Source organism: Gehongia tenuis (genome assembly GCF_014384795.1).
GTDB lineage: Bacteria > Bacillota > Clostridia > Christensenellales > NSJ-53 > Gehongia > Gehongia tenuis.
Window position 1 is genome coordinate 670617 of sequence record NZ_JACRSR010000001.1, and the last position, 17996, is coordinate 688612.

17 protein-coding genes are annotated in these 17996 nt (G+C 59.9%); 11 read left to right on the forward strand and 6 right to left on the reverse strand.

Going from position 1 to position 17996, the window contains the following annotated elements:
• Positions 1 to 26 precede the first annotated feature (26 nt).
• A complete protein-coding gene (locus tag H8696_RS03410) occupies positions 27 to 560 on the forward strand; it encodes a methylated-DNA--[protein]-cysteine S-methyltransferase (protein ID WP_249314938.1) in 534 nt (177 codons plus the stop codon).
• A 73-nt stretch (positions 561 to 633) separates the two neighbouring features.
• Positions 634 to 1341, forward strand: a complete 708-nt coding sequence (locus H8696_RS03415; RefSeq protein ID WP_249314940.1) for a class I SAM-dependent methyltransferase — start codon at positions 634 to 636, stop codon at positions 1339 to 1341.
• 44 nt (positions 1342 to 1385) lie between these two features.
• Here H8696_RS03415 and H8696_RS03420 read toward each other — a convergent pair whose 3' ends face one another.
• Genes H8696_RS03420 through H8696_RS03430 form a run of 3 tightly spaced genes read right to left on the reverse strand, consistent with a single transcriptional unit; the run spans position 1386 to position 4816 of the window.
• On the reverse strand, positions 1386 to 3425 hold the full coding sequence (locus H8696_RS03420) for a carbohydrate-binding domain-containing protein (protein ID WP_249314941.1): 2040 nt from the start codon (positions 3423 to 3425) through the stop codon (positions 1386 to 1388).
• Positions 3426 to 3434: 9 nt separating this feature from the next.
• Positions 3435 to 4112 (reverse strand): DUF4956 domain-containing protein, encoded by a 678-nt coding sequence (locus H8696_RS03425; RefSeq protein ID WP_249314943.1) that lies wholly within the window; start codon positions 4110 to 4112, stop codon positions 3435 to 3437.
• Positions 4094 to 4816, reverse strand: coding sequence for a polyphosphate polymerase domain-containing protein (locus H8696_RS03430; RefSeq protein ID WP_249314945.1), 723 nt, complete (start codon positions 4814 to 4816; stop codon positions 4094 to 4096). The genes H8696_RS03425 and H8696_RS03430 overlap by 19 nt, the downstream gene beginning before the upstream one ends.
• Before the next feature lie 150 nt (positions 4817 to 4966).
• Here H8696_RS03430 and H8696_RS03435 point away from each other — a divergent pair, with 150 nt between their 5' ends.
• From H8696_RS03435 to H8696_RS03445, 3 genes are read left to right on the forward strand one after another with little or no spacing between them, the layout of a single operon-like run.
• Positions 4967 to 5647: a response regulator transcription factor gene (locus H8696_RS03435; protein WP_249314947.1), complete on the forward strand. Its 681-nt coding sequence runs from the start codon at positions 4967 to 4969 to the stop codon at positions 5645 to 5647.
• Entirely contained in the window at positions 5637 to 6851 is a 1215-nt protein-coding gene (locus tag H8696_RS03440) for a sensor histidine kinase (protein ID WP_249314949.1), read from the forward strand. Before H8696_RS03435 ends, H8696_RS03440 begins: the two co-directional genes overlap by 11 nt.
• 36 nt (positions 6852 to 6887) lie before the next feature.
• Positions 6888 to 7799, forward strand: a complete 912-nt coding sequence (locus tag H8696_RS03445) for an ABC transporter substrate-binding protein (RefSeq protein ID WP_249314951.1) — start codon at positions 6888 to 6890, stop codon at positions 7797 to 7799.
• A 44-nt stretch (positions 7800 to 7843) separates the two neighbouring features.
• Here H8696_RS03445 and H8696_RS03450 read toward each other — a convergent pair whose 3' ends face one another.
• On the reverse strand, positions 7844 to 9037 hold the full coding sequence (locus H8696_RS03450; protein ID WP_249314952.1) for a winged helix-turn-helix domain-containing protein: 1194 nt from the start codon (positions 9035 to 9037) through the stop codon (positions 7844 to 7846).
• 102 nt (positions 9038 to 9139) lie between these two features.
• Here H8696_RS03450 and H8696_RS03455 point away from each other — a divergent pair, with 102 nt between their 5' ends.
• Entirely contained in the window at positions 9140 to 10069 is a 930-nt protein-coding gene (locus tag H8696_RS03455; protein WP_249314954.1) for a polysaccharide deacetylase family protein, read from the forward strand.
• A gap of 25 nt (positions 10070 to 10094) precedes the next feature.
• Here the strand turns inward: H8696_RS03455 and H8696_RS03460 are convergent, their stop codons facing one another.
• Together H8696_RS03460 and H8696_RS03465 are read right to left on the reverse strand one after the other, a co-directional pair.
• Complete coding sequence (locus H8696_RS03460; RefSeq protein WP_249314956.1) at positions 10095 to 10580, reverse strand: hypothetical protein; 486 nt, start codon at positions 10578 to 10580, stop codon at positions 10095 to 10097.
• A gap of 72 nt (positions 10581 to 10652) precedes the next feature.
• Positions 10653 to 11261 (reverse strand): lactate utilization protein, encoded by a 609-nt coding sequence (locus tag H8696_RS03465; protein WP_249314958.1) that lies wholly within the window; start codon positions 11259 to 11261, stop codon positions 10653 to 10655.
• Positions 11262 to 11406: 145 nt separating this feature from the next.
• Between H8696_RS03465 and lepA the strand changes: the two genes are divergently transcribed.
• The 5 genes from lepA to dnaK all read left to right on the forward strand — a co-directional run bounded on the left by lepA (position 11407) and on the right by dnaK (position 17952).
• Positions 11407 to 13215, forward strand: coding sequence for a translation elongation factor 4 (gene lepA / locus H8696_RS03470; protein ID WP_249314961.1), 1809 nt, complete (start codon positions 11407 to 11409; stop codon positions 13213 to 13215).
• Positions 13216 to 13223: 8 nt separating this feature from the next.
• Positions 13224 to 14384 carry a radical SAM family heme chaperone HemW gene (gene hemW / locus H8696_RS03475; RefSeq protein ID WP_249314963.1) on the forward strand — a complete coding sequence of 387 codons (1161 nt, stop codon included), beginning with the start codon at positions 13224 to 13226 and terminating at the stop codon, positions 14382 to 14384.
• Positions 14385 to 14468: 84 nt separating this feature from the next.
• Positions 14469 to 15512 carry a heat-inducible transcriptional repressor HrcA gene (gene hrcA, locus H8696_RS03480; RefSeq protein WP_249314965.1) on the forward strand — a complete coding sequence of 348 codons (1044 nt, stop codon included), beginning with the start codon at positions 14469 to 14471 and terminating at the stop codon, positions 15510 to 15512.
• Positions 15513 to 15523: 11 nt separating this feature from the next.
• Positions 15524 to 16072: a nucleotide exchange factor GrpE gene (locus H8696_RS03485; protein WP_249314967.1), complete on the forward strand. Its 549-nt coding sequence runs from the start codon at positions 15524 to 15526 to the stop codon at positions 16070 to 16072.
• A 32-nt stretch (positions 16073 to 16104) separates the two neighbouring features.
• The gene (dnaK, locus tag H8696_RS03490) at positions 16105 to 17952 is read left to right on the forward strand and encodes a molecular chaperone DnaK (protein WP_249314968.1); all 1848 of its coding nucleotides are present in this window, start codon (positions 16105 to 16107) and stop codon (positions 17950 to 17952) included.
• The last annotated feature ends 44 nt before the right edge of the window (positions 17953 to 17996 follow it).

A 17996-nucleotide genomic window follows, 5' to 3' on the forward strand; every position in this document is an offset into this window, starting at 1 on the left:
CATCCGTCCTTTTTTGGAGGTACAAGATGCACTATATCAATACCTATGCCTCGCCCCTGGGCGGGATCACTTTGGCCAGCGACGGCGAAAAACTCACCGGGCTGTGGTTTGACGGCCAAAAGTATTTTGGGGCCGCGCTGGGCGGGGAGCGTCGGTTCAGGGATCTGCCTATCTTTGAACGGACGGGGCGATGGCTGGACGGCTACTTTCGCGGCGAGATCCCGGATTCTATCCCGCCGCTGAGTCTTGCCGGTTCGCCCTTCCGCCGGGCGGTGTGGGAGATTCTTCTGGAGATTCCCTATGGCGAGGTTATGACCTACGGCGAGATCGCAAGGAGGATGGCCCTGAGAAAGGGCCTGACCAGCATGTCCGCGCAGGCGGTGGGCGGCGCGGTGGGACACAATCCCGTCTCCATCATCGTGCCCTGCCACCGGGTGGTGGGCACAAACGGCAGTCTGACGGGCTATGCGGGCGGCATCGATAAGAAGATCGGCCTGCTCGCTCTGGAGGGGGTGGACACGGGACGCTTCTTCGTCCCGGAGAAAGGAACGGCGCTGTGACATGGAACCTTCAAATCTGAAAGAAATCCACGATTCCTTCGCAGTCCAGGCCCCGAATTTTGAGCATTTCTCCATGAGTTTCTCGAAGAAGGAGTTTTTGGACTACACGGTCTCGCGGATCAGCCCCTGTGCCAACGACGGAGCGCTGGAGGTTGCGGCGGGAACCTGCGCATGCGGACGGGCGCTTGCGCCGAGGGTTGGAACGATGACCTGCCTGGACATCACGCCCGCCATGCTGGAGACAGGTAAACGGAACGCGGAGCAGGAGAATCTCCGCAATATGGTCTTTGTTAAGGGAAATGCCGAGGAACTCCCTTTTTTGGACGCCAGTTTCGACATCGCTCTGTCCAGGCTGGCCTTCCACCATTTTCCCGATATAAAGCGGCCCTTTGCGGAGATGGTGCGGGTTTTGCGGCCCGGCGGCAAGCTTGCTCTCATCGATATGGAGGCGGCGAAGGAGGAGCTTCGGGCCCGGGAGGACGGGATTGAAGCTATGCGGGACCCGGCCCATGTGCGCAACCTGAGCGGGGAGGAGCTGACGGCGCTTTTTACCGCTCACGGTCTTTGTGTAAAGCTCTACGAAAAGACGGAGATCCCCGTATCCTTGAACAGCTGGCTGGAATTGACGAAAACGCCGGCCCCTGTCCGGGAGCGGATTAAAGACCTTCTCAGGGCCGAATTGGGCGGCGGCGAAAAAACAGGCTTTGCACCTTACTGGAAAGGCAGCGAGATTTTTTTCCGGCAGCGGTGGATTTTGATTCTGGGCATTAAACCCCTTTAGGGGAAAGAAAAAAGGACCTATCGGAAGATAGGTCCTTGCTGTTTTCAGGTGGTGCCCTCGAGGCCGGACTCGGGCAGGACGCCGTTTGCGCCCTCCGGCGGGGTCATGCCTTCCGGCATCTCCGGCAATGTGCCGTCCTCCGGCAAAGCACCTTCCGGCATCTCGGGCATGGCGCCCCCGCCGAATCCGCCCTGCCTGCCGCCGCCCATGCCGCCTCCGGGCATCTGCGGGATTGCATTGCCGCCCATACCGCCGCCCGCCGCCGAGCCATCGCTGGAGATGGAGGTAACGGCGCCGGACAGGGTGAGGGAGGTGAGTTCCCTATCCCCGGCATAGAGGGTATAAGTTCCGCCATCCTCCATTTCCGGTGCGCTGATAATCACCGAACGGTAGACCTTTTCCGGCGTGAAGGATGCGATCTCTTCGGAGCCGCAGGTGAGGCGGATGGGGGTACCCGCCGCCTGATTTTCGGTGTAGGTCACCATGAGCACGGGCTGGGCGGAATCGGCGCCCGGCGCCTGCACCATGCCCGCGCTGCCCGCCGCGATAAGAATGCCGCCGCTCACGGTGCAGGCGCCCGCATAGTCCAGCGCTCCATTGCCGTCATCGGTGGGGCCCTCCACCAGCACCGTGCCGCCCTCGAAGTACAGGCCGCCGTTGGAATCGATGCCGTCGCCGGAGGCGTCGATGCACAGCTCGCCGCCGGCGATGCGGATGAAGTTGTTATCATTGGAGGCAAAGGAATTTTGGCCCATGCGGTTCTCATCGGCCGTGTCGCTGCCGCCGGCGGAATTGAGACCGTCGTCCCGGGCCGTGATATCCATCGTTCCGCCAAGGATGGTGAGCGTGCAGCCCTCCAGCCCCTCGTAGCTTTGGGTGAGCGTCAGCTCGCCGCCCTTGATAATGAGATCCCCGTCGGCGTGAACGCCGTCATCGCCGCTGGCCAGGGTATAGGCGCCGCCGGAGAGGGTGACGTTCCCGTTGCAGTGCAGGCAGTCGTCAGAAGTGTCAAGGGCGAAGGTGCCGCCGGTGATGAGAAGGGCTGTTCCGGCCTTGAGGCCTTTGGCGCTGTCCGAGGCGCCGTCCTCCGTTTCCGCCCCGTCAGCTTCGCCCCACCTGCCCCATTCGGCCCGGGGATCGCCATTGGCATCGGTGCTGGCATTGGCACTGCCGCCGCCGGTGATGAAGGTGAAATCGCCGCCGCTCACCTGGAGCTGGGTCTCGGCCTGCACGGCGTCATGATCGGCGGTGATGGAGAAGCTGCCGCCTTCCAGGCTGATCCAGCCCTTTTCGCCATCCTCGTTGTTGTTCGATTTGATGCCGTCATTTCCGCAGGTGATGTCAAAGATGCCTCCCGTGATGATCACACCGTCCCGGCCCCGCAGGCCGTCGCCCGCCGCGGTGATGGCGTAGGTGCCGCCGGTGATGACGAGGTCGTCCTTCGTGCCGATGCCGTTGCCGAAACTGCCCGTCACGGTGAGGCTGCCGCTGCCGTTCAGCGTGAGATCGTCCTTGCTGAAAAGACAGGCGTCCGGTTCATCCTCGCCTTCGGCATAAGCGTAGCTCTCGCCGTCGGTCAGCACGTTTTCTGTGCCTTCCGCCAGGGTGACGATGAGTTTATCCGCCTTTTTGCAGTAGATGGGCGCACTGGTGGAGCAGCCGATGCGTACGCCGCTGAGAACAAGGCGCACCGTGTCCTCGCTGCCCGCGTCGACGATGATCTGTCCGTCATCCAGGGTGCCGCTTAAGATGTAGATGCCGGAAACTCCGATGGTGACGGTGCTGCCCGACACGGCAACGCCAACGGCGTCGGTTTTTGCGGAACCGCCCTCAAGGATGATGGACGCGCCGCCATCGTAACTGGCGTCGAGATCCTCCCCATCCGCGGCCGCAGCAAGGACGGCGACCTCCGTCACGCCGTCGGTGGATTGTACGCTTTGGCCGGCGCCGGAGGATGCGCCGGCCGTTCCGCCGCTGGCACCGGTGCCGCCTGTGGCGCCGGGGGAGGCGGCGTCCCCGCTGCAGCCGCTAAGGACCAGCGCTCCGGATAGAATGAGAGCCAAAGCTCCATATCGAAGTTTCATATTTACCTCCTATAATTCATCCCGGTTTACGGGGGCACGGCCGCAGGCAATGTTGAGATTGCCGTTGCGGCACCTGATTTCGTCGATGAATTCCTTTTCAATGCCCTCTTTCCTGAGGGTGATGTGGTAACTGAGCTCATACAGGCTGCCCATGCTGGTGGTGCGCACCCGGATGAGTTCGGCGCTCTTGGTATACTTTTCGAACAGATCATCGAAAATTCCTGTATAATCAAGATTTTCGGGGATCGTTATTTTGAGCTCCTTCTCCCGCCTGCGGGGTTCGCCGAAGCGGATGCTCACCAGAAGCACCGTCATCAGTCCCACGATGACGAGGAACAAGAAGGCGATGCCAAGGTATCCCATGCCGGTGGCGAGCCCCACGGCCATGGCAAAGAAGATGCTGCCGATCTCCCGGGCGCTGCCGGGCACCGAGCGGAAGCGCACCAGGCTGAAGGCGCCCATCACCGCAATGCCGGTGCCAAGGTTGCCGTTCACCAGCATGATGACGATCTGCACCATGGCCGGGAGAAGAGCAAGGGTGATCACGAAGTTCTTGCTGTACACGTTTTTGTACATGTAGATAAGGGCGATCCCGACGCCAAGAACGAGGGAAGCTAGGATGCACAAAAGGAGGCTGGGCAGGGTGACGGACGTGGCGGCGGTGTTGTTCAGGATGCTGTTAAGCACAGCGAATCGCTCCCTTCACGAATAAGAAATTTTTGGTAGCAGGTTCCATACTTGGAGAAGGAGGTGGGGAAGATGGCAAGATCCGTCAGGATGTGGTTCAGCCAAAGGGGCATGCTGCCCGGAATCTTGATCTCCATGAGCACCTGGTCCTTTTGGAGCACCGGGCTTCCCCAATCCCCCCGGGCAAGATCCAGCTGGGAGGCGCGAAAGCGGATGTCATGGTCGAAGGTGATACGAAGATTGGGATCGCTGCTGCCCAGATAGGCAATGCGGTCGTAAGCGATGTAGGCTCTTGGGTAGGGCCGGTAGCGCGCCATGAACCAATCAATCTCCCGCATGACCTGTCCGCCCCCGGCCGGATGGAGGCCATAGGCCAGATAGCCCTCCAGCTCCCGAAGGGTAAGGGGTGCCCGTCTTTTGTAGACGATCTTCTTAAACTTTTTCTTGATTTCAAGAAACACCCGGTCGTCCGGGCCGGGCACGCCATAGCTTCGGAGCCGAAGCTTTTCCTTATAGACGGGCTTTTCGATGGAGGTCCGGATGAGGTCAAATCCATCGGTGTCGAAGTAGAGATTGCAGATGGCGTGCAGACCGAATTCGTCCGCCGTCATCGCGGGGGAGATGGCTTTGACGAGGGCGCGGTGCTGGGCCGTGCTGATCAGATACTTTTTCTCGTAGCGTTTAAAGACATACAGGTCGGACATACTTACCTCCAAAAAAACAGGTTTGATCACGGTATTAGCATAGCGCACTCGCCTTAAAATAGTCTGAAAACGCCCTTTCAGACTATTTTCAGATTGAACTGCTAGAATGTGGACGTAGGTTCTGTTATGATAAAAAAGAGGTGATTTTTTGTGCGGGTGCTGATCGTGGAGGATGAGGTCCGGCTGGCCGATGCGCTAAGCCAGATCATGAGTGAACAAAAGTATGCGGTGGACACGGTTTACAATGGAACGGACGGACTGGACTATGGCCTTGGCGGCCAGTACGATGTGATCGTGCTGGATGTGATGCTGCCGGGGAAGGACGGCTTTGCTGTTGTGCGCGCCCTTCGGGAGGCGCAGGTGGCCACGCCCGTTTTGCTGCTCACCGCCAAGGATGAGACCACCGACAAGGTGGCGGGATTGGACTGCGGCGCCGATGACTACATGACCAAGCCCTTTGCGCCGGAGGAGCTGCTCGCCCGCATCCGGGCCCTCTCAAGGCGTCAGGGGGAGGTGGCGCTGGAGAAGCTCCAGTTTGACGACCTCACCTTGAACCTGTCCACCTACGCCCTGGAGCGGGCGGGACGGTCGGTGCACCTTGGCTTCAAGGAATTTGAGGTGCTGAGGATCCTCATGCTGAACCCCTCGAAGGTGGTTCCAAAGGAGGAGCTCATCACCAAGGTGTGGGGCATGGAGTCCGGAGCCGAGGACAACAATGTGGAAGCCTACATCTCCTTTCTGCGCAAAAAGTTTTTCTTTTTGGGATCTCGGGTGGGAATCGGTACGGTGCGCAAGGTGGGTTACCGGCTGGAGGCGGAAGATGATTCATAAGCTGAGGCGGAAATTTGTGCTGATCAACATGGCGCTGGTCACGCTGGTGCTCGTCATCGTCTTTGCCGTGCTGTGCTTTTCCAGCTATCAGCGGCTGGAAAAGGAGAGCTGTGACGCCATGGAGCGGGTTCTGCTCTTTGGGGGGACGCCGCCCAAGATGGAGCTTGGCAACCGCAAGCCCGATGATTTTTTGACCAGGGTCCCGGTTTTTTGGGCGGTAACCGATGGGGAAGGAACCTTTCTGGCCTCCGGGGGGGACAATGTGGAAGTGGACGAGGAGATAGCAAGGAAAGCGGCAAAGGCCGCTTTGGACGGCGGCGAGGACGAAGGAATCCTGTGGGGCATGAGGCTGCGCTACATGGTGCAGGAGAACGGCTCCCTCAAACGGATCGCCTTTGCGGACATGGAGGATGAGCTGGAGTCGCTGGCCAGCCTCATCGGCACGTCGCTGCTCGTGGGCCTTGGCGGACTCGCGGCGTTCTTTTTCATCAGCCTATTCTTGTCCAACCTGGCTCTCCGGCCGGTGCAAAGGGCCTGGGAGCAGCAGCGTCAGTTCGTGGCGGATGCGTCCCATGAGCTCAAAACGCCGCTGACGGTGATTCTGGCAAACACGGACATTCTCATGGCCCATCGGGAGGATACGGTGGAGCGGCAGATCAAATGGGTGGAAAACACAAAGGAGGAAGCCAGGCGCATGAAGACGCTGGTGGACGATATGCTCTTTTTGGCCAAGTCCGACGCCAAAAGACCGACGGAGATCGGCGGCACCATCTCCCTCAGCGACACGGTGTGGAGCGCCCTGCTGCCTTTTGAATCGGTGGCCTATGAGGAGGGGGTGGAGCTTATGAGCGATATTGGCGGGCGGGTCATGTGCGCCGGGGACGAGAATCAGCTCCGCCAGCTGACGGCCATCCTGCTTGATAACGCACTCAAATATGCGGGCAGAGGCGGAAAGGTTTGGGTGAGCCTGCGCCGGGACGGGGAGCGGGCCCGGCTCACGGTGACGAATACCGGAGCGGAGATCGCGCCGGAGCATCTTGAGCACGTCTTTGAACGCTTCTACCGGGAGGACTCCTCCAGGGCCCGGGCGAAGGGCGGCTACGGACTCGGGCTTGCCATCGCCAAAAGGATCGTGGACAATCACCGGGGCCGGATTTGGGCGGAGAGCGGAGAGGGACGCACCACCTTCACGGTGCTCGTTTAAAGCGGACGACGGATCAAAGGAAAGGGGATTTTAGACATGGACGAATTTCGCATCAGCGCTACCGGCGTATCCATCAATTACATGCCCCAGTATCTGGCGGAGGAACTGGGCTATTTCCGGGACGTGGACCTTTCGGTATCGAGCTACGTGCCCTCGCCCTGGACCCAGGTGCTGAAGGATATCGACAGCGGCGAATATGACGCGGTGGTGGGCGGCATCTGGGTGCCCGCCATCTACAACAACCGCCTGGGCCGAAAATACAGAGCTTTCGCCAAAGTCGCTTCGCGCTGTCCGCTGGTGCTCATGGCGAGACGGCCGGCCAAGAGCTTCCGGTGGCAGGATCTTGAAAACCGAGTGGTGCTGGTCAGCGGCGGCAACGGCGCAAGCCCCGGGCTGTTTCTTAAGGGGATTGCGGCGGAAGGCGGCGCCGATGTGAGGAAGATTGAATTCGTGCACGACTTCACGGCGGCCATGCATTTTGAGCTGTTCCAGGGCGGCATGGGGGATTACGTGCTGCTCAAAAGCGATCTTGCCGCGGAGCTCGCGGCGCTGGGCAGGGGCTATGTGGCGGCGGATCTGGCTGTCATGGGCGGACCGGTGCCCTGGAGCGTATACTACGGCATAAACGCGAACGGCGAACTCGCCGGACGGTTCACCCTGGCCCTCAAGAGGGCGACCGCCTGGCTTTTGCAGCACGAGGGCAGGGACTGTGAAGAGATTCTGAGGCGAAACTGGCCGAAGGTGGCGCCTCAGGACGGTATTGAGGTGGTGGACGCCTACCGGCGGTGCGGCATGTGGGATGCCACGGTGGACATCAAAAAGGATGAACTGGACCGCTGGCAAGGATTCCTGGTCCAGGGCCGCGTGATCGACCGGCCCCTGGCCTACGGCGAGCTGGTGGATTCGGGGGCCTGCCGATATGCCGAGGACCGGCTGCAAAAGGCTTAGACGAAAAAAGGTCCCCCGAAAGGGGGACCTTAATTTTTGAGATGTCAGCGGGGCGGGAGGCCGGAAGGAGCGCCTTCAACGCCGGAAGCGCCCAGATAGGCGGCGAAGCGTTCAAGGGCTTCCTCCACCGCTCGGCACAGGGCGGGCGTAAGCCGAACATCGGGCTCCCACCACCAGTTCTTGATGCAAAGGGGGTCCGTGCCCCGATGGTGGTCCGGTTCGAAGCGGGCTACCAGCTTGTCCCGGTACAGCACGGGCAGCACGTAGTAACCGTATTTCCGTTTGGCGGCGGGCACGTATACCTCCCAGGTGTAGTCAAAATGAAAGAGTCTGGCGATCATATCCCGGTCCCAAAGAAGGTTGTCCAGGGGCCCGAGAAAGATTGCTTTTCTGCCTGGCTGGGGCCGGCTTTCCATGAGGGGCAGGGATTCGGCCTGCATATAGAAGGGCTCCTTGAATCCCTCCACGTTCACGGCCAATACCTCGCCAAGATCCATCAGTTCCGCGAGGGCCCTGTCGCGCACGGCCCGGTTTTCAAGGAATTCGCCCAGCCATCCGCCGGTATTTTTGTTCCGAAGAAGCCCGACGCTGCCGATCCGCCGTTTCACATACCAGCGCAGAAAGGCGCCCTCATCGGGGAAGGGATCGGGCGCGGCGAAGAGCTCCGGCGGCAGCAGATGCTCCATTCGGTCATAGATCTTTTGACCGCCTTTTTTGGCGTATACGCCGAGTTCTCCGGTATGAAACAGGTAGTCCATGGCAGCGCCGGCCAGATCCCGGGGGCCGCCCCGATGCTTGGGCGCCGAACCCACCCTGAGCTGGGTGGAGGCGGCGGGTCCATTCTCCTTGATGAAGTTCTTGACCAGATCCAGATATTCCAGGGCTCTGTCCGTGCCCCGCCATTTGAGGACGTTTTGCATCTGTATCGCCCGGGCCGCCCGAACCCGGGCCATGGCGGGCCAGTCGGATACGGGATAGATCGACATCATCTTGTCCCAGCCGTCCATGAGTAGCCGGTCCTTGTAGAGAAGATCGCTTAGCATGGCGCGGCGGTATCCGGGAATGCGGGCCGCAAGCACAAGATCGGCGTTCCGCCCCACCACATCCAAGGGATCGTACTGGATAGAGCCCACGCGTTCAAGGCAGTGCAGAATTCCGGATTTGCCCCGGAAGGGCGTGCCGGAGAGCCCCTGATGGGCGATGAGGAATCTTCGGGCTTCAGCAGCGGTGATGTCCATAGCATATCTCCTTTTTTTTGTTTCATTATACAGGAGGCGCTGGGGAAAGACCACAGGCATTTTGCCCGGGGCCGCACATATAGTAGCCTTGGGAGGGGAAGTATGAGCGGATTGAAACGGTCTTGTCTGGTTTTGTGGATGGCGGCGCTGGTGATTCTGGGCGGCCCCATGGGGGAGCCCATGCGGGCGGCGGAGGCGGATAAGGTCCGGTGGATCGCCCTGAAGGACGCAGGGGCGCCCGAATCGCCGGCTTTGCCTGCGGCCGCATCGGAACTGGAAGCGCCGGCATCGCCGGACACGGCTGCGGAGCAGCCGGCGGCTCCCGAAGTTTCGCCGGCGGTCAGCATGGAGGATCTTGACACCGCCAAGGAAGGCTGGGGCCAGGGCCTCGAACTGGACGATAAAAACCGGCCGGTAAAGGCCCTGGACTATCAGGAAAGATACGGTGAGCTGGGCGGGCTGTTCATCGGAGCGGGCAAGAGCGTCTATCTCACCTTTGACGAGGGCTATGAGAACGGTTATACCGCGTCCATCCTGGATACGCTGAAGAAAAAGGGCGTTCGGGCCACCTTCTTTGTGACCCATGACTATGTGAAGCGAAATCCCGAACTGGTCCGGCGGATCATTGACGAAGGCCATATTCTCGGCAATCACAGCTGGAGCCATCCCTCCATGCCGGAGATCTCCGAAGCGGAGGCCGCGCTGGAGATCACAAAACTTCATGACGAGGTGCTGGAGGGCTTTGGGGTGTCCATGAGCCTCTTCCGCCCGCCCATGGGCGAATTCTCTCAAAAGACGCTGGCCCTTGCCCAATCCTTGGGGTACCGGAGCGCCTTTTGGAGCTACGCCTACCGGGACTGGGACCCGGAGAATCAGATGGGACGGGAAGCCGCCTACGGCAAGGTGACGGGCGCCATTCATCCCGGCGCTATTTTCCTTTTGCATGCCGTTTCAAAGGACAATGCGGAGCTCCTTGGGGATTTTATCGATGAGGTGCGCAGCCGCGGCTGCGAGGTGCTGCCGCTGGAATAGGAAAAAGCGCCGGTTCGGCGCTTTTTCAGGGGACGCTGGAGACCATAATGGACAGCTCCCGGTTCTTGCCGTCATAGACCAAATTGACGGACAGGCCGTCCCTGACCAATGTGGCGAGGCCGTCCCGTTCGATCATCTCATCGGCAGATTTTTCGCCCATGAGATCAGCCAGAGAATTGACGTATCCATCGGCTCTTAAAAGATTCACATAGTCCAGGTATTCCTTCTCCGCGACACCCTTCAGCACGATATGATGGGCGCCCAGCAGCTCAAGCGGGGCGCTTTCATAGCCGCTTTTCAGTTCGCCGCCCAAATCATAGCGGGGCACCCGGCGAAAGAGTGCATGCTCATTCCACCACGGCACCGGGCCTCCAGCGGTGATTTCCGCTCTGCCGGCAGCCGAAGGAATGGGGGTTTCCAGAACCCCGTCGACTTGTGATGATGGGATGAAATAGCACCCGCCAAGACACAGGATTAAAGCGAGCGTGAATGCCGCAATCCACAGCTTCATCCAAGGCGCCTCCTTCCCAAACTGCCAGTGGGGAAGGAAACCGCCATGCCGGATATTCTGAGTGAAGCCGGCTCAATAACCCAGTTCTTCGTCAATAAGATAGACGAGAACCGGATGGCTGGTGGGCGCACCCTCCATGATGACGGTCACATTGCACATGCGGGCGGGGCCTTGGCACTGGGTGCATTCGCCGCTCTTGGCGCAGGGCGTCGCAAGGCCGAGCCGGCGTGCGTTCAGGGGGCAGGCCACCGTGTTGATGCGCTGCATGGCGGCCGGCACATCCTTGGCCAGCTTGTTTTTCCCCACCAGGAAGATCACTTTGCCGGTACCAAAGATGGAGGCCGCGATGCGGTTGCCCGTGCCGTCGGTGTTGAGAATCATGCCGTCCTCGGTGATGGCGTTGCAGCTAAGCAGATAACCGTCGGAAAGAAGAGCCTTTTGGCGGGCCGCATCCATCTCCTCTTTGGGCACCTTCCAGTGCCAGTAAACCTCGTGCCCTGCGTCCTTGAGGGCGTCATACAGCCCCAGTTTCTCCACCGTCATGGAGCCGCCGATTCCCACGCTCCCGCATCCGGCGAGCTCCTCCAGCGCAGCCTTGGCCGCCGCTGATCCGTTTTCAAAGCATCGAACCGTGTAATGCCTTTTCTCCAGCTCCGCTGAAAGATTTTCCATCCACTTCATATCGCTGCCTCCTATCCAAATAACCTTTACTCTTATATTTCTCCCGCGGAGGGCCAATCCCTGCCGGCCTGTCCCGATTTCCGGTTGGTAAGCAGCGTTTTATCTGATATAATAACAAAGAATACCTAAGTTTGGATGGTGAAAGATGAATCATTCGCAGCGGCAGAAGAGAATTCGCAATTTCTGCATCATTGCCCATATCGACCATGGCAAATCCACGCTGGCCGACCGGCTGCTGGAAAAAACGGGGGTGCTCTCCGCCCGGGAGCTGGACGACCAGGTGCTGGACACCATGGAGCTGGAGCGGGAGCGGGGCATCACGATCAAGGCCCAGGCGGTCAGAATGCCCTACCGGGCAAAGGATGGGGAGGAGTATGAACTCAACCTCATCGATACCCCCGGGCATGTGGACTTCTCCTATGAGGTTTCCCGCAGCCTTGCGGCCTGTGAGGGCGCAATCCTGGTGGTGGACGCCAGCCAGGGCATCGAGGCGCAGACCCTGGCAAACGTGTACATGGCCCTCGAGCATGATCTTGAGATCGTGCCGGTGATCAACAAGATCGACCTTCCCAGCGCCCGGCCGGAGGAGGTCCGCCAGGAGATCGAGGACGTGATCGGCCTTGATGCTTCCTATGCGCCCTTGGTGTCGGCCAAGACCGGCGTGGGCATTGAAGACGTGCTGGAGGCGGTGGTGGAGCATATCCCGCCGCCGGTGGGGGACGAAACCGCGCCCCTCAAGGCGCTGATCTTCGACTCCTATTACGATTCCTATAAAGGGGCCATCAGCTTCGTTCGGATCATGGAAGGTTCGGTGAAGGAGGGCCTTGATATCCGCATGATGTCCTCGGGCAGGGAGTATCCCGTCACCGAGGTGGGGGTCTTCAGGCCCGGGCTCACGCCCATCGGCACGCTGGCGGCGGGGGATGTGGGCTACGTGGCGGCGTCCATCAAAAACGTGGCGGATACCCGGGTGGGCGACACCATCACCGCGGTGGAAAACCCCGCGGCCGAGCCCCTGCCCGGCTACAAGAAGGTGAACCCCATGGTGTACTGCGGCATCTATCCCGCCGACGGTGCGGATTATGAGGACCTTCGGGACGCCATGGAAAAGCTGCAGCTGAACGACGCTTCCCTCATGTACGAGCCAGAGGTTTCCACGGCCCTTGGCTTTGGGTTCCGGTGCGGCTTTTTGGGCCTTTTGCACATGGAGATCATCCAGGAGCGGCTGGAGCGGGAGTTCGACCTCGATCTTGTCACCACAGCGCCCAGCGTGGTTTACAAGGTCATCAGGACAAACGGCGAGATGGTGCTGATCGACAACCCGGCGAACCTTCCGAATCCCGCGGAGATCGAACACATGGAGGAACCCATGGTGCGGGCGGAGATCATGGCGCCGCCGGATTCGGTGGGCACCATCATGGAGCTGTGCCAGCAGAAGCGGGGCATCTATGAGGACATGACCTACATTGAGACCAATCGGGTGACCATCCGCTACCGGATGCCGCTCAATGAAATCATTTACGACTTTTTCGATTCGCTGAAGTCCAGAACCAAGGGCTATGCTTCCTTCGACTATGAGCTCATCGGCTACGAGCGTAGCGAGCTTGTGAAGCTGGACATCCTTTTAAACGGCGAGATCTGCGACGCCCTTTCCATCATCGTGCACAAGGACCGGGCCTATCCCCGGGGCCGGGCCATCGCGGAAAAGCTGAAGGATGTGATTCCGCGGCAGATGTTCGAGATCCCCATCCAGGCGGCGGTGGGCGGCAAGATCATCGCCCGGGAGACGGTGAAGGCCATGCGCAAGGACGTTTTGGCCAAGTGCTACGGCGGCGACATCACCCGAAAGAAGAAGCTTCTGGAAAAGCAGAAGGAAGGCAAGAAGCGCATGCGCCAGGTGGGCACGGTGCAGATTCCTTCCGAAGCGTTCATGTCGGTGCTGAAGATGGATTAGGAGGAGCTATGGCGGGTATCTACGTGCACATACCCTTTTGCGAGAAGAAATGCGCCTACTGCGATTTTGTTTCCTATTCCAACCGGCGGGACCAGGTGGATGGATACCTCGGCCTCGTGGAGCAGGAGATGGCGGCGGCGGGGGAACTGTGCAAAAATGAGGTTTTCACCAGCCTTTTCGTGGGCGGCGGCACGCCAACCTATTTGGATGCCGCCGCCCTTTCCCGTCTTTTGACGGGGATACGGCGGCATTTCCGCCTGGCGGAGGACAGCGAGGTCACGGTGGAGGCCAATCCCGGCACGGTGGACAGGCGGAAGCTTGCCGCCCTCCGGCAGGGCGGCGTGAACCGATTGAGCTTTGGCGTACAGAGCGCAGACGATGCCCTGCTGGCCGCTATCGGACGCATTCATACTTGGCAGGAATTTGTGGAAAGCTATGGTATGGCAAGGGAGGCCGGTTTTGAAAATCTGTCCCTGGATCTCATGTTCGGCCTGCCCGGGCAGCGGGTGGACGGTTTCCTGGAAACGCTGGAAAGGGCGGCCGCCCTCCATCCGGAGCACATCTCCGCCTACAGCCTCAAGGTGGAGGAGGGCACGCCGCTTTTTGACTGGGTGCAAAGGGGCCGCGCACAGCTCCCGGATGAGGATGAGGAGCGGGCCATGTACCACGAGGGCACCGCTTTCTTGCAGAGCATGGGGTATGCTCAGTACGAGCTGTCCAATTACGCGAGGCGGGGCTTTGCGTCCCGGCACAACCTTCTTTACTGGCGCCGGGAGCCCTATATCGGACTCGGGGTTGCAGCCCATTCCTTTTTCGGCGAGGAACGCTTCTTCAATCCTTCCGATTTTGAAGGGTACGAAAGGGCGGTCCGCCGTCAAAGCTGGGCATGGCTTCGGGGCGAACGGGTGGAGGGGAGGGAGGCCCTCTTTGAAGCGGTGATGCTGGGCCTCAGGCTGAATGAGGGGCTGGATGAACGGGCCTTTGAGGCGCGGTACGGCACCGGTTTTGACGTCTTCGGGGACGCCGTCGAAAAGGGCAGAAAATGGGGGCTTCTTAGCTTCGAACCGCCCGTTTTAAGGCTCACCGACCGGGGGAGAGACCTGCAGAATCAGGCGCTTCTGCCCTTCCTGGAATCTTTGGAGGAAATGGATAAAAAAAGCCTCGAATGAGTTGACAAAGTTGATACCGGGTGTTATTGTAGGAATAGAAATTAGCACTCGATCGGTGCGAGTGCTAATAAAGGGTGAAAAGGTATGGAACTATCCTCAAGAAAACTGGAAATATTGAAGGCGATCGTGGACGATTTTATCGTCACGGGTGTGCCTGTGGGTTCCAGGACCATCTCCAAAAAATCGGGGATGGGACTTAGCTCCGCCACGATTCGAAACGAGATGAGCGATCTTGAGGAGCTGGGCCTTTTGGAACAGCCCCACACCTCGGCGGGCAGGGTGCCCTCCCAGCTGGCCTACCGTCTTTATGTGGACCGGCTGATGCGGGTTGAGCGGCTGACCAAGCCGGAGATCGATCACCTGAGAGGCTATTTCACCCAGCAGATGGACGAGGTGGAGCAGGTCATCGACCGCACCGCCAAGATCCTCTCCGACGCCACCCATTACACGTCCATGGTGCTTGCGCCCAAATTTGACAACATGCTGATAAAGGGCGTACATCTGGTGCCCATCTCCCAGGGCCTGGCCCTATTGGTGGTGGTCACCGACAAGGGCGTTTTCAAGGATACCACCATGCGCATTCCGGGCGGCATCGATCCCGAATACCTGCACCGGATATCGGGCATGCTCACGGAAAGGCTGGCCGGACTCCGGCCGGGCGAAGTGCAGTCGGCCCTTCGGGAATTCTTAAAGCCGGACCTTGGCGCCTACCGCCAGTTCTTTAAGGAACTGATGGACGCGGTGGAACAGAACTTTGCCGCGGGAGAAAAGCGGGAGGTTGTGCTGGGCGGCGCCGCCAACATTTTGAACTATCCTGAATACAGCGACATGGATAAGGCGCGGAACTTCCTGATGACGCTGGAAACCAAGGATGTGCTCTACGAGCTGCTGAATCGGGCGAGCAAGATGGAGTTTTCCGTCACCATCGGTACGGAGAACGAGTTTGAACAGATGAGGGACTGCTCGGTGGTAACGGCCACCTACAAGATTGGCGATCAGACGCTTGGCTCCTTTGGGGTGATCGGCCCCACCCGTATGGATTACGGCAAAGTGATCAGCGTTTTGGATTATATGGGCAAGAGCCTTGGCGAAATACTCTCCGAGCTGATGAAGCGGGGCGAGATCTAAGGAGGATGGGAATGAAGGACAAGAAGAAGGAACCTACGAAGGAGGCCCAGGAGCCGGAGCTTCAGGCCGAGGTGGAAACGGCTGAGCTTGACAGCCAGATCGGCGAGCTGCAAAAGGTGATCGACACCTTGACCCAGCAAAAGGACGAGATGGTGCAGCTGGCCCAGCGGGTCCAGGCGGATTTCGATAATTACCGGCGCCGCAATCAGAGTGTCCGCAAGGACGCCCTGGACGAGGGCAGGGGCGAGGCGCTTTTGTCCATGCTGCCGGTGGTGGATAACTTCGAGCGGGCTCTGGAGGGCGCGAATCTGGAGGACCCCTTCGCCCAAGGCGTGCAGAACATCTACAAGCAGTTTATCGCGGCCCTTGAGACCCAGGGCGTAACCAAGATGGAAACGGCGGGGACCGATTTTGACCCCAACCTGCATAACGCCGTGATGCAGGAGCCCACCGAGAAGGACGAGGAGAACGGCAAGGTGGCCGAGGTCTTTCAGGAAGGCTACAGGATCGGCGAAAAGGTGCTGCGGCACAGTATGGTTAAAGTTTATATCAAAAATTAACGTGCAATCATTGCAACGAGGAGGAAAGAATTATGGGAAAAATTATCGGTATTGATTTGGGTACAACCAATTCTTGTGTAGCCGTGATGGAAGGCGGCGAACCCGTCGTCATCCCCAACGCTGAAGGCGCCAGGACCACCCCCTCGGTGGTGGCCTTCTCCAAGGACGGCGAGCGTCTGGTGGGCCAAGTGGCCAAGCGCCAGGCCGTGACCAATCCGGACCGCACCGTGCAGTCCATTAAGCGGGACATGGGCTCCGACAAGAAGGTCCATATCGACGGCAAGGACTATACGCCCCAGGAAATCTCGGCCATGGTCCTGATGAAGCTGAAGCAGGACGCCGAGGCCTACCTTGGCGAAACCGTATCCCAGGCGGTCATCACCGTGCCGGCTTACTTCTCCGACGCGCAGCGCCAGGCCACGAAGGACGCCGGCAAGATCGCGGGCCTTGAAGTGCTCCGCATCATCAACGAGCCCACGGCTGCGGCCCTCGCATACGGCCTTGATAAGGATAACAACCACAAAATTTTGATCTATGACCTGGGCGGCGGCACCTTCGATGTGTCCATCCTGGAGATCGGCGACGGCGTGTTCGAGGTTATGGCCACCCACGGCAACAACCGTTTGGGCGGCGACGACTTTGACAATCGGGTCATCGACTACCTGGCGGATGAGTTCAAGAAGGACACCGGCATCGACTTAAGGAACGACCGCATGGCCATGCAGCGGCTCAAGGAAGCGGCGGAGAAGGCCAAGATTGAGCTTTCCAGCGTCATGACCAGCAATATCAACCTGCCCTTCATCACGGCCGACGCCACCGGTCCGAAGCACCTCGATATCACCCTCACCCGGGCGAAGTTCGACGAGCTGACCGCGGATCTGGTGGAGAAGACCGTGGGCCCCATGAATGCGGCCCTGAAGGACGCGGGGCTCTCGAACAGCGAGGTTGACAAGGTCATTCTGGTGGGCGGTTCCACCCGCATTCCCGCCGTGCAGGAAGCGGTGAAGCGCATCACCGGCCAGGAGCCCCACAAGGGCATCAATCCCGATGAGTGCGTGGCCATCGGCGCGGCCATCCAGGGCGGCGTGCTGGGCGGCGAAGTGAAGGATATTCTCCTTTTGGATGTGACGCCCCTGTCCCTTGGCATTGAGACCATGGGCGGCGTGTTCACCAAGCTCATCGACCGCAACACCACCATTCCCACCAAGAAGAGCCAGATCTTCTCCACGGCGGCGGACGGCCAGACCAGTGTGGAAGTGCATGTGCTCCAGGGCGAGCGTGAGATGGCCGCTTACAACAAGACGCTGGGCCGTTTCCAGCTCACCGGCATCGCGCCGGCGCCCCGCGGCATTCCGCAGATCGAGGTGACCTTCGATATCGATGCGAACGGCATCGTGCATGTGTCCGCCAAGGATCTTGGCACCGGCAACGAGCAGAAGGTGACCATCACCGCCTCCACCAACCTCAGCGACGACGAGATCGACAAGGCGGTCAAGGAAGCCGAGCGCTTCGCCGAGGAGGACAAGAAGAAGAAGGAAGAGGTCGAGGTCAAAAACCAGGCCGACGCGCTGGTGTACCAGACCGAGAAATCCCTGAAGGATATGGACGCGAAGCTCTCCGCCGACGATAAGAAGAACATCCAGGCCGAGATCGACGCAGTCAAGAAGGCCCAGGAGGGCGGTGACCTTGAGGCGATCAAGGCCGCTACCGAGAAGCTCGCCCAGGTCTCCTACGACGCCTTTGGCAAGGTCTATCAGGCGGAAGCTGCGGCGCAGCAGGGCGCCGGGGGCCAGCAGGCGGGAGGCAATCCCGGCCAGCAGCCCGGCGATGACGGCGTGGTGGACGCCGACTATGAGGTCGTGGATGACGACAAGAAGTAATGCAAAAAACCGCAGGGCCAAGCGGGCGGCACTGGAGCCGCCCG

Bases quoted from the DNA above. Each gene is read 5' to 3' on its own strand.
- H8696_RS03420 (WP_249314941.1), bottom strand. From the start codon at position 3,425: ATGAAACTTCGATATGGAGCTTTGGCTCTCATTCTATCCGGAGCGCTG.
- H8696_RS03485 (WP_249314967.1), top strand. From the start codon at position 15,524: ATGAAGGACAAGAAGAAGGAACCTACGAAGGAGGCCCAGGAGCCGGAG.
- H8696_RS03450 (WP_249314952.1), bottom strand. From the start codon at position 9,037: ATGGACATCACCGCTGCTGAAGCCCGAAGATTCCTCATCGCCCATCAG.
- H8696_RS03465 (WP_249314958.1), bottom strand. From the start codon at position 11,261: ATGAAGTGGATGGAAAATCTTTCAGCGGAGCTGGAGAAAAGGCATTAC.
- hrcA (WP_249314965.1), top strand. From the start codon at position 14,469: ATGGAACTATCCTCAAGAAAACTGGAAATATTGAAGGCGATCGTGGAC.
- H8696_RS03415 (WP_249314940.1), top strand. From the start codon at position 634: ATGAGTTTCTCGAAGAAGGAGTTTTTGGACTACACGGTCTCGCGGATC.
- dnaK (WP_249314968.1), top strand. From the start codon at position 16,105: ATGGGAAAAATTATCGGTATTGATTTGGGTACAACCAATTCTTGTGTA.
- H8696_RS03440 (WP_249314949.1), top strand. From the start codon at position 5,637: ATGATTCATAAGCTGAGGCGGAAATTTGTGCTGATCAACATGGCGCTG.
- lepA (WP_249314961.1), top strand. From the start codon at position 11,407: ATGAATCATTCGCAGCGGCAGAAGAGAATTCGCAATTTCTGCATCATT.
- H8696_RS03410 (WP_249314938.1), top strand. From the start codon at position 27: ATGCACTATATCAATACCTATGCCTCGCCCCTGGGCGGGATCACTTTG.
- H8696_RS03430 (WP_249314945.1), bottom strand. From the start codon at position 4,816: ATGTCCGACCTGTATGTCTTTAAACGCTACGAGAAAAAGTATCTGATC.
- hemW (WP_249314963.1), top strand. From the start codon at position 13,224: ATGGCGGGTATCTACGTGCACATACCCTTTTGCGAGAAGAAATGCGCC.
- H8696_RS03455 (WP_249314954.1), top strand. From the start codon at position 9,140: ATGAGCGGATTGAAACGGTCTTGTCTGGTTTTGTGGATGGCGGCGCTG.
- H8696_RS03445 (WP_249314951.1), top strand. From the start codon at position 6,888: ATGGACGAATTTCGCATCAGCGCTACCGGCGTATCCATCAATTACATG.
- H8696_RS03460 (WP_249314956.1), bottom strand. From the start codon at position 10,580: ATGAAGCTGTGGATTGCGGCATTCACGCTCGCTTTAATCCTGTGTCTT.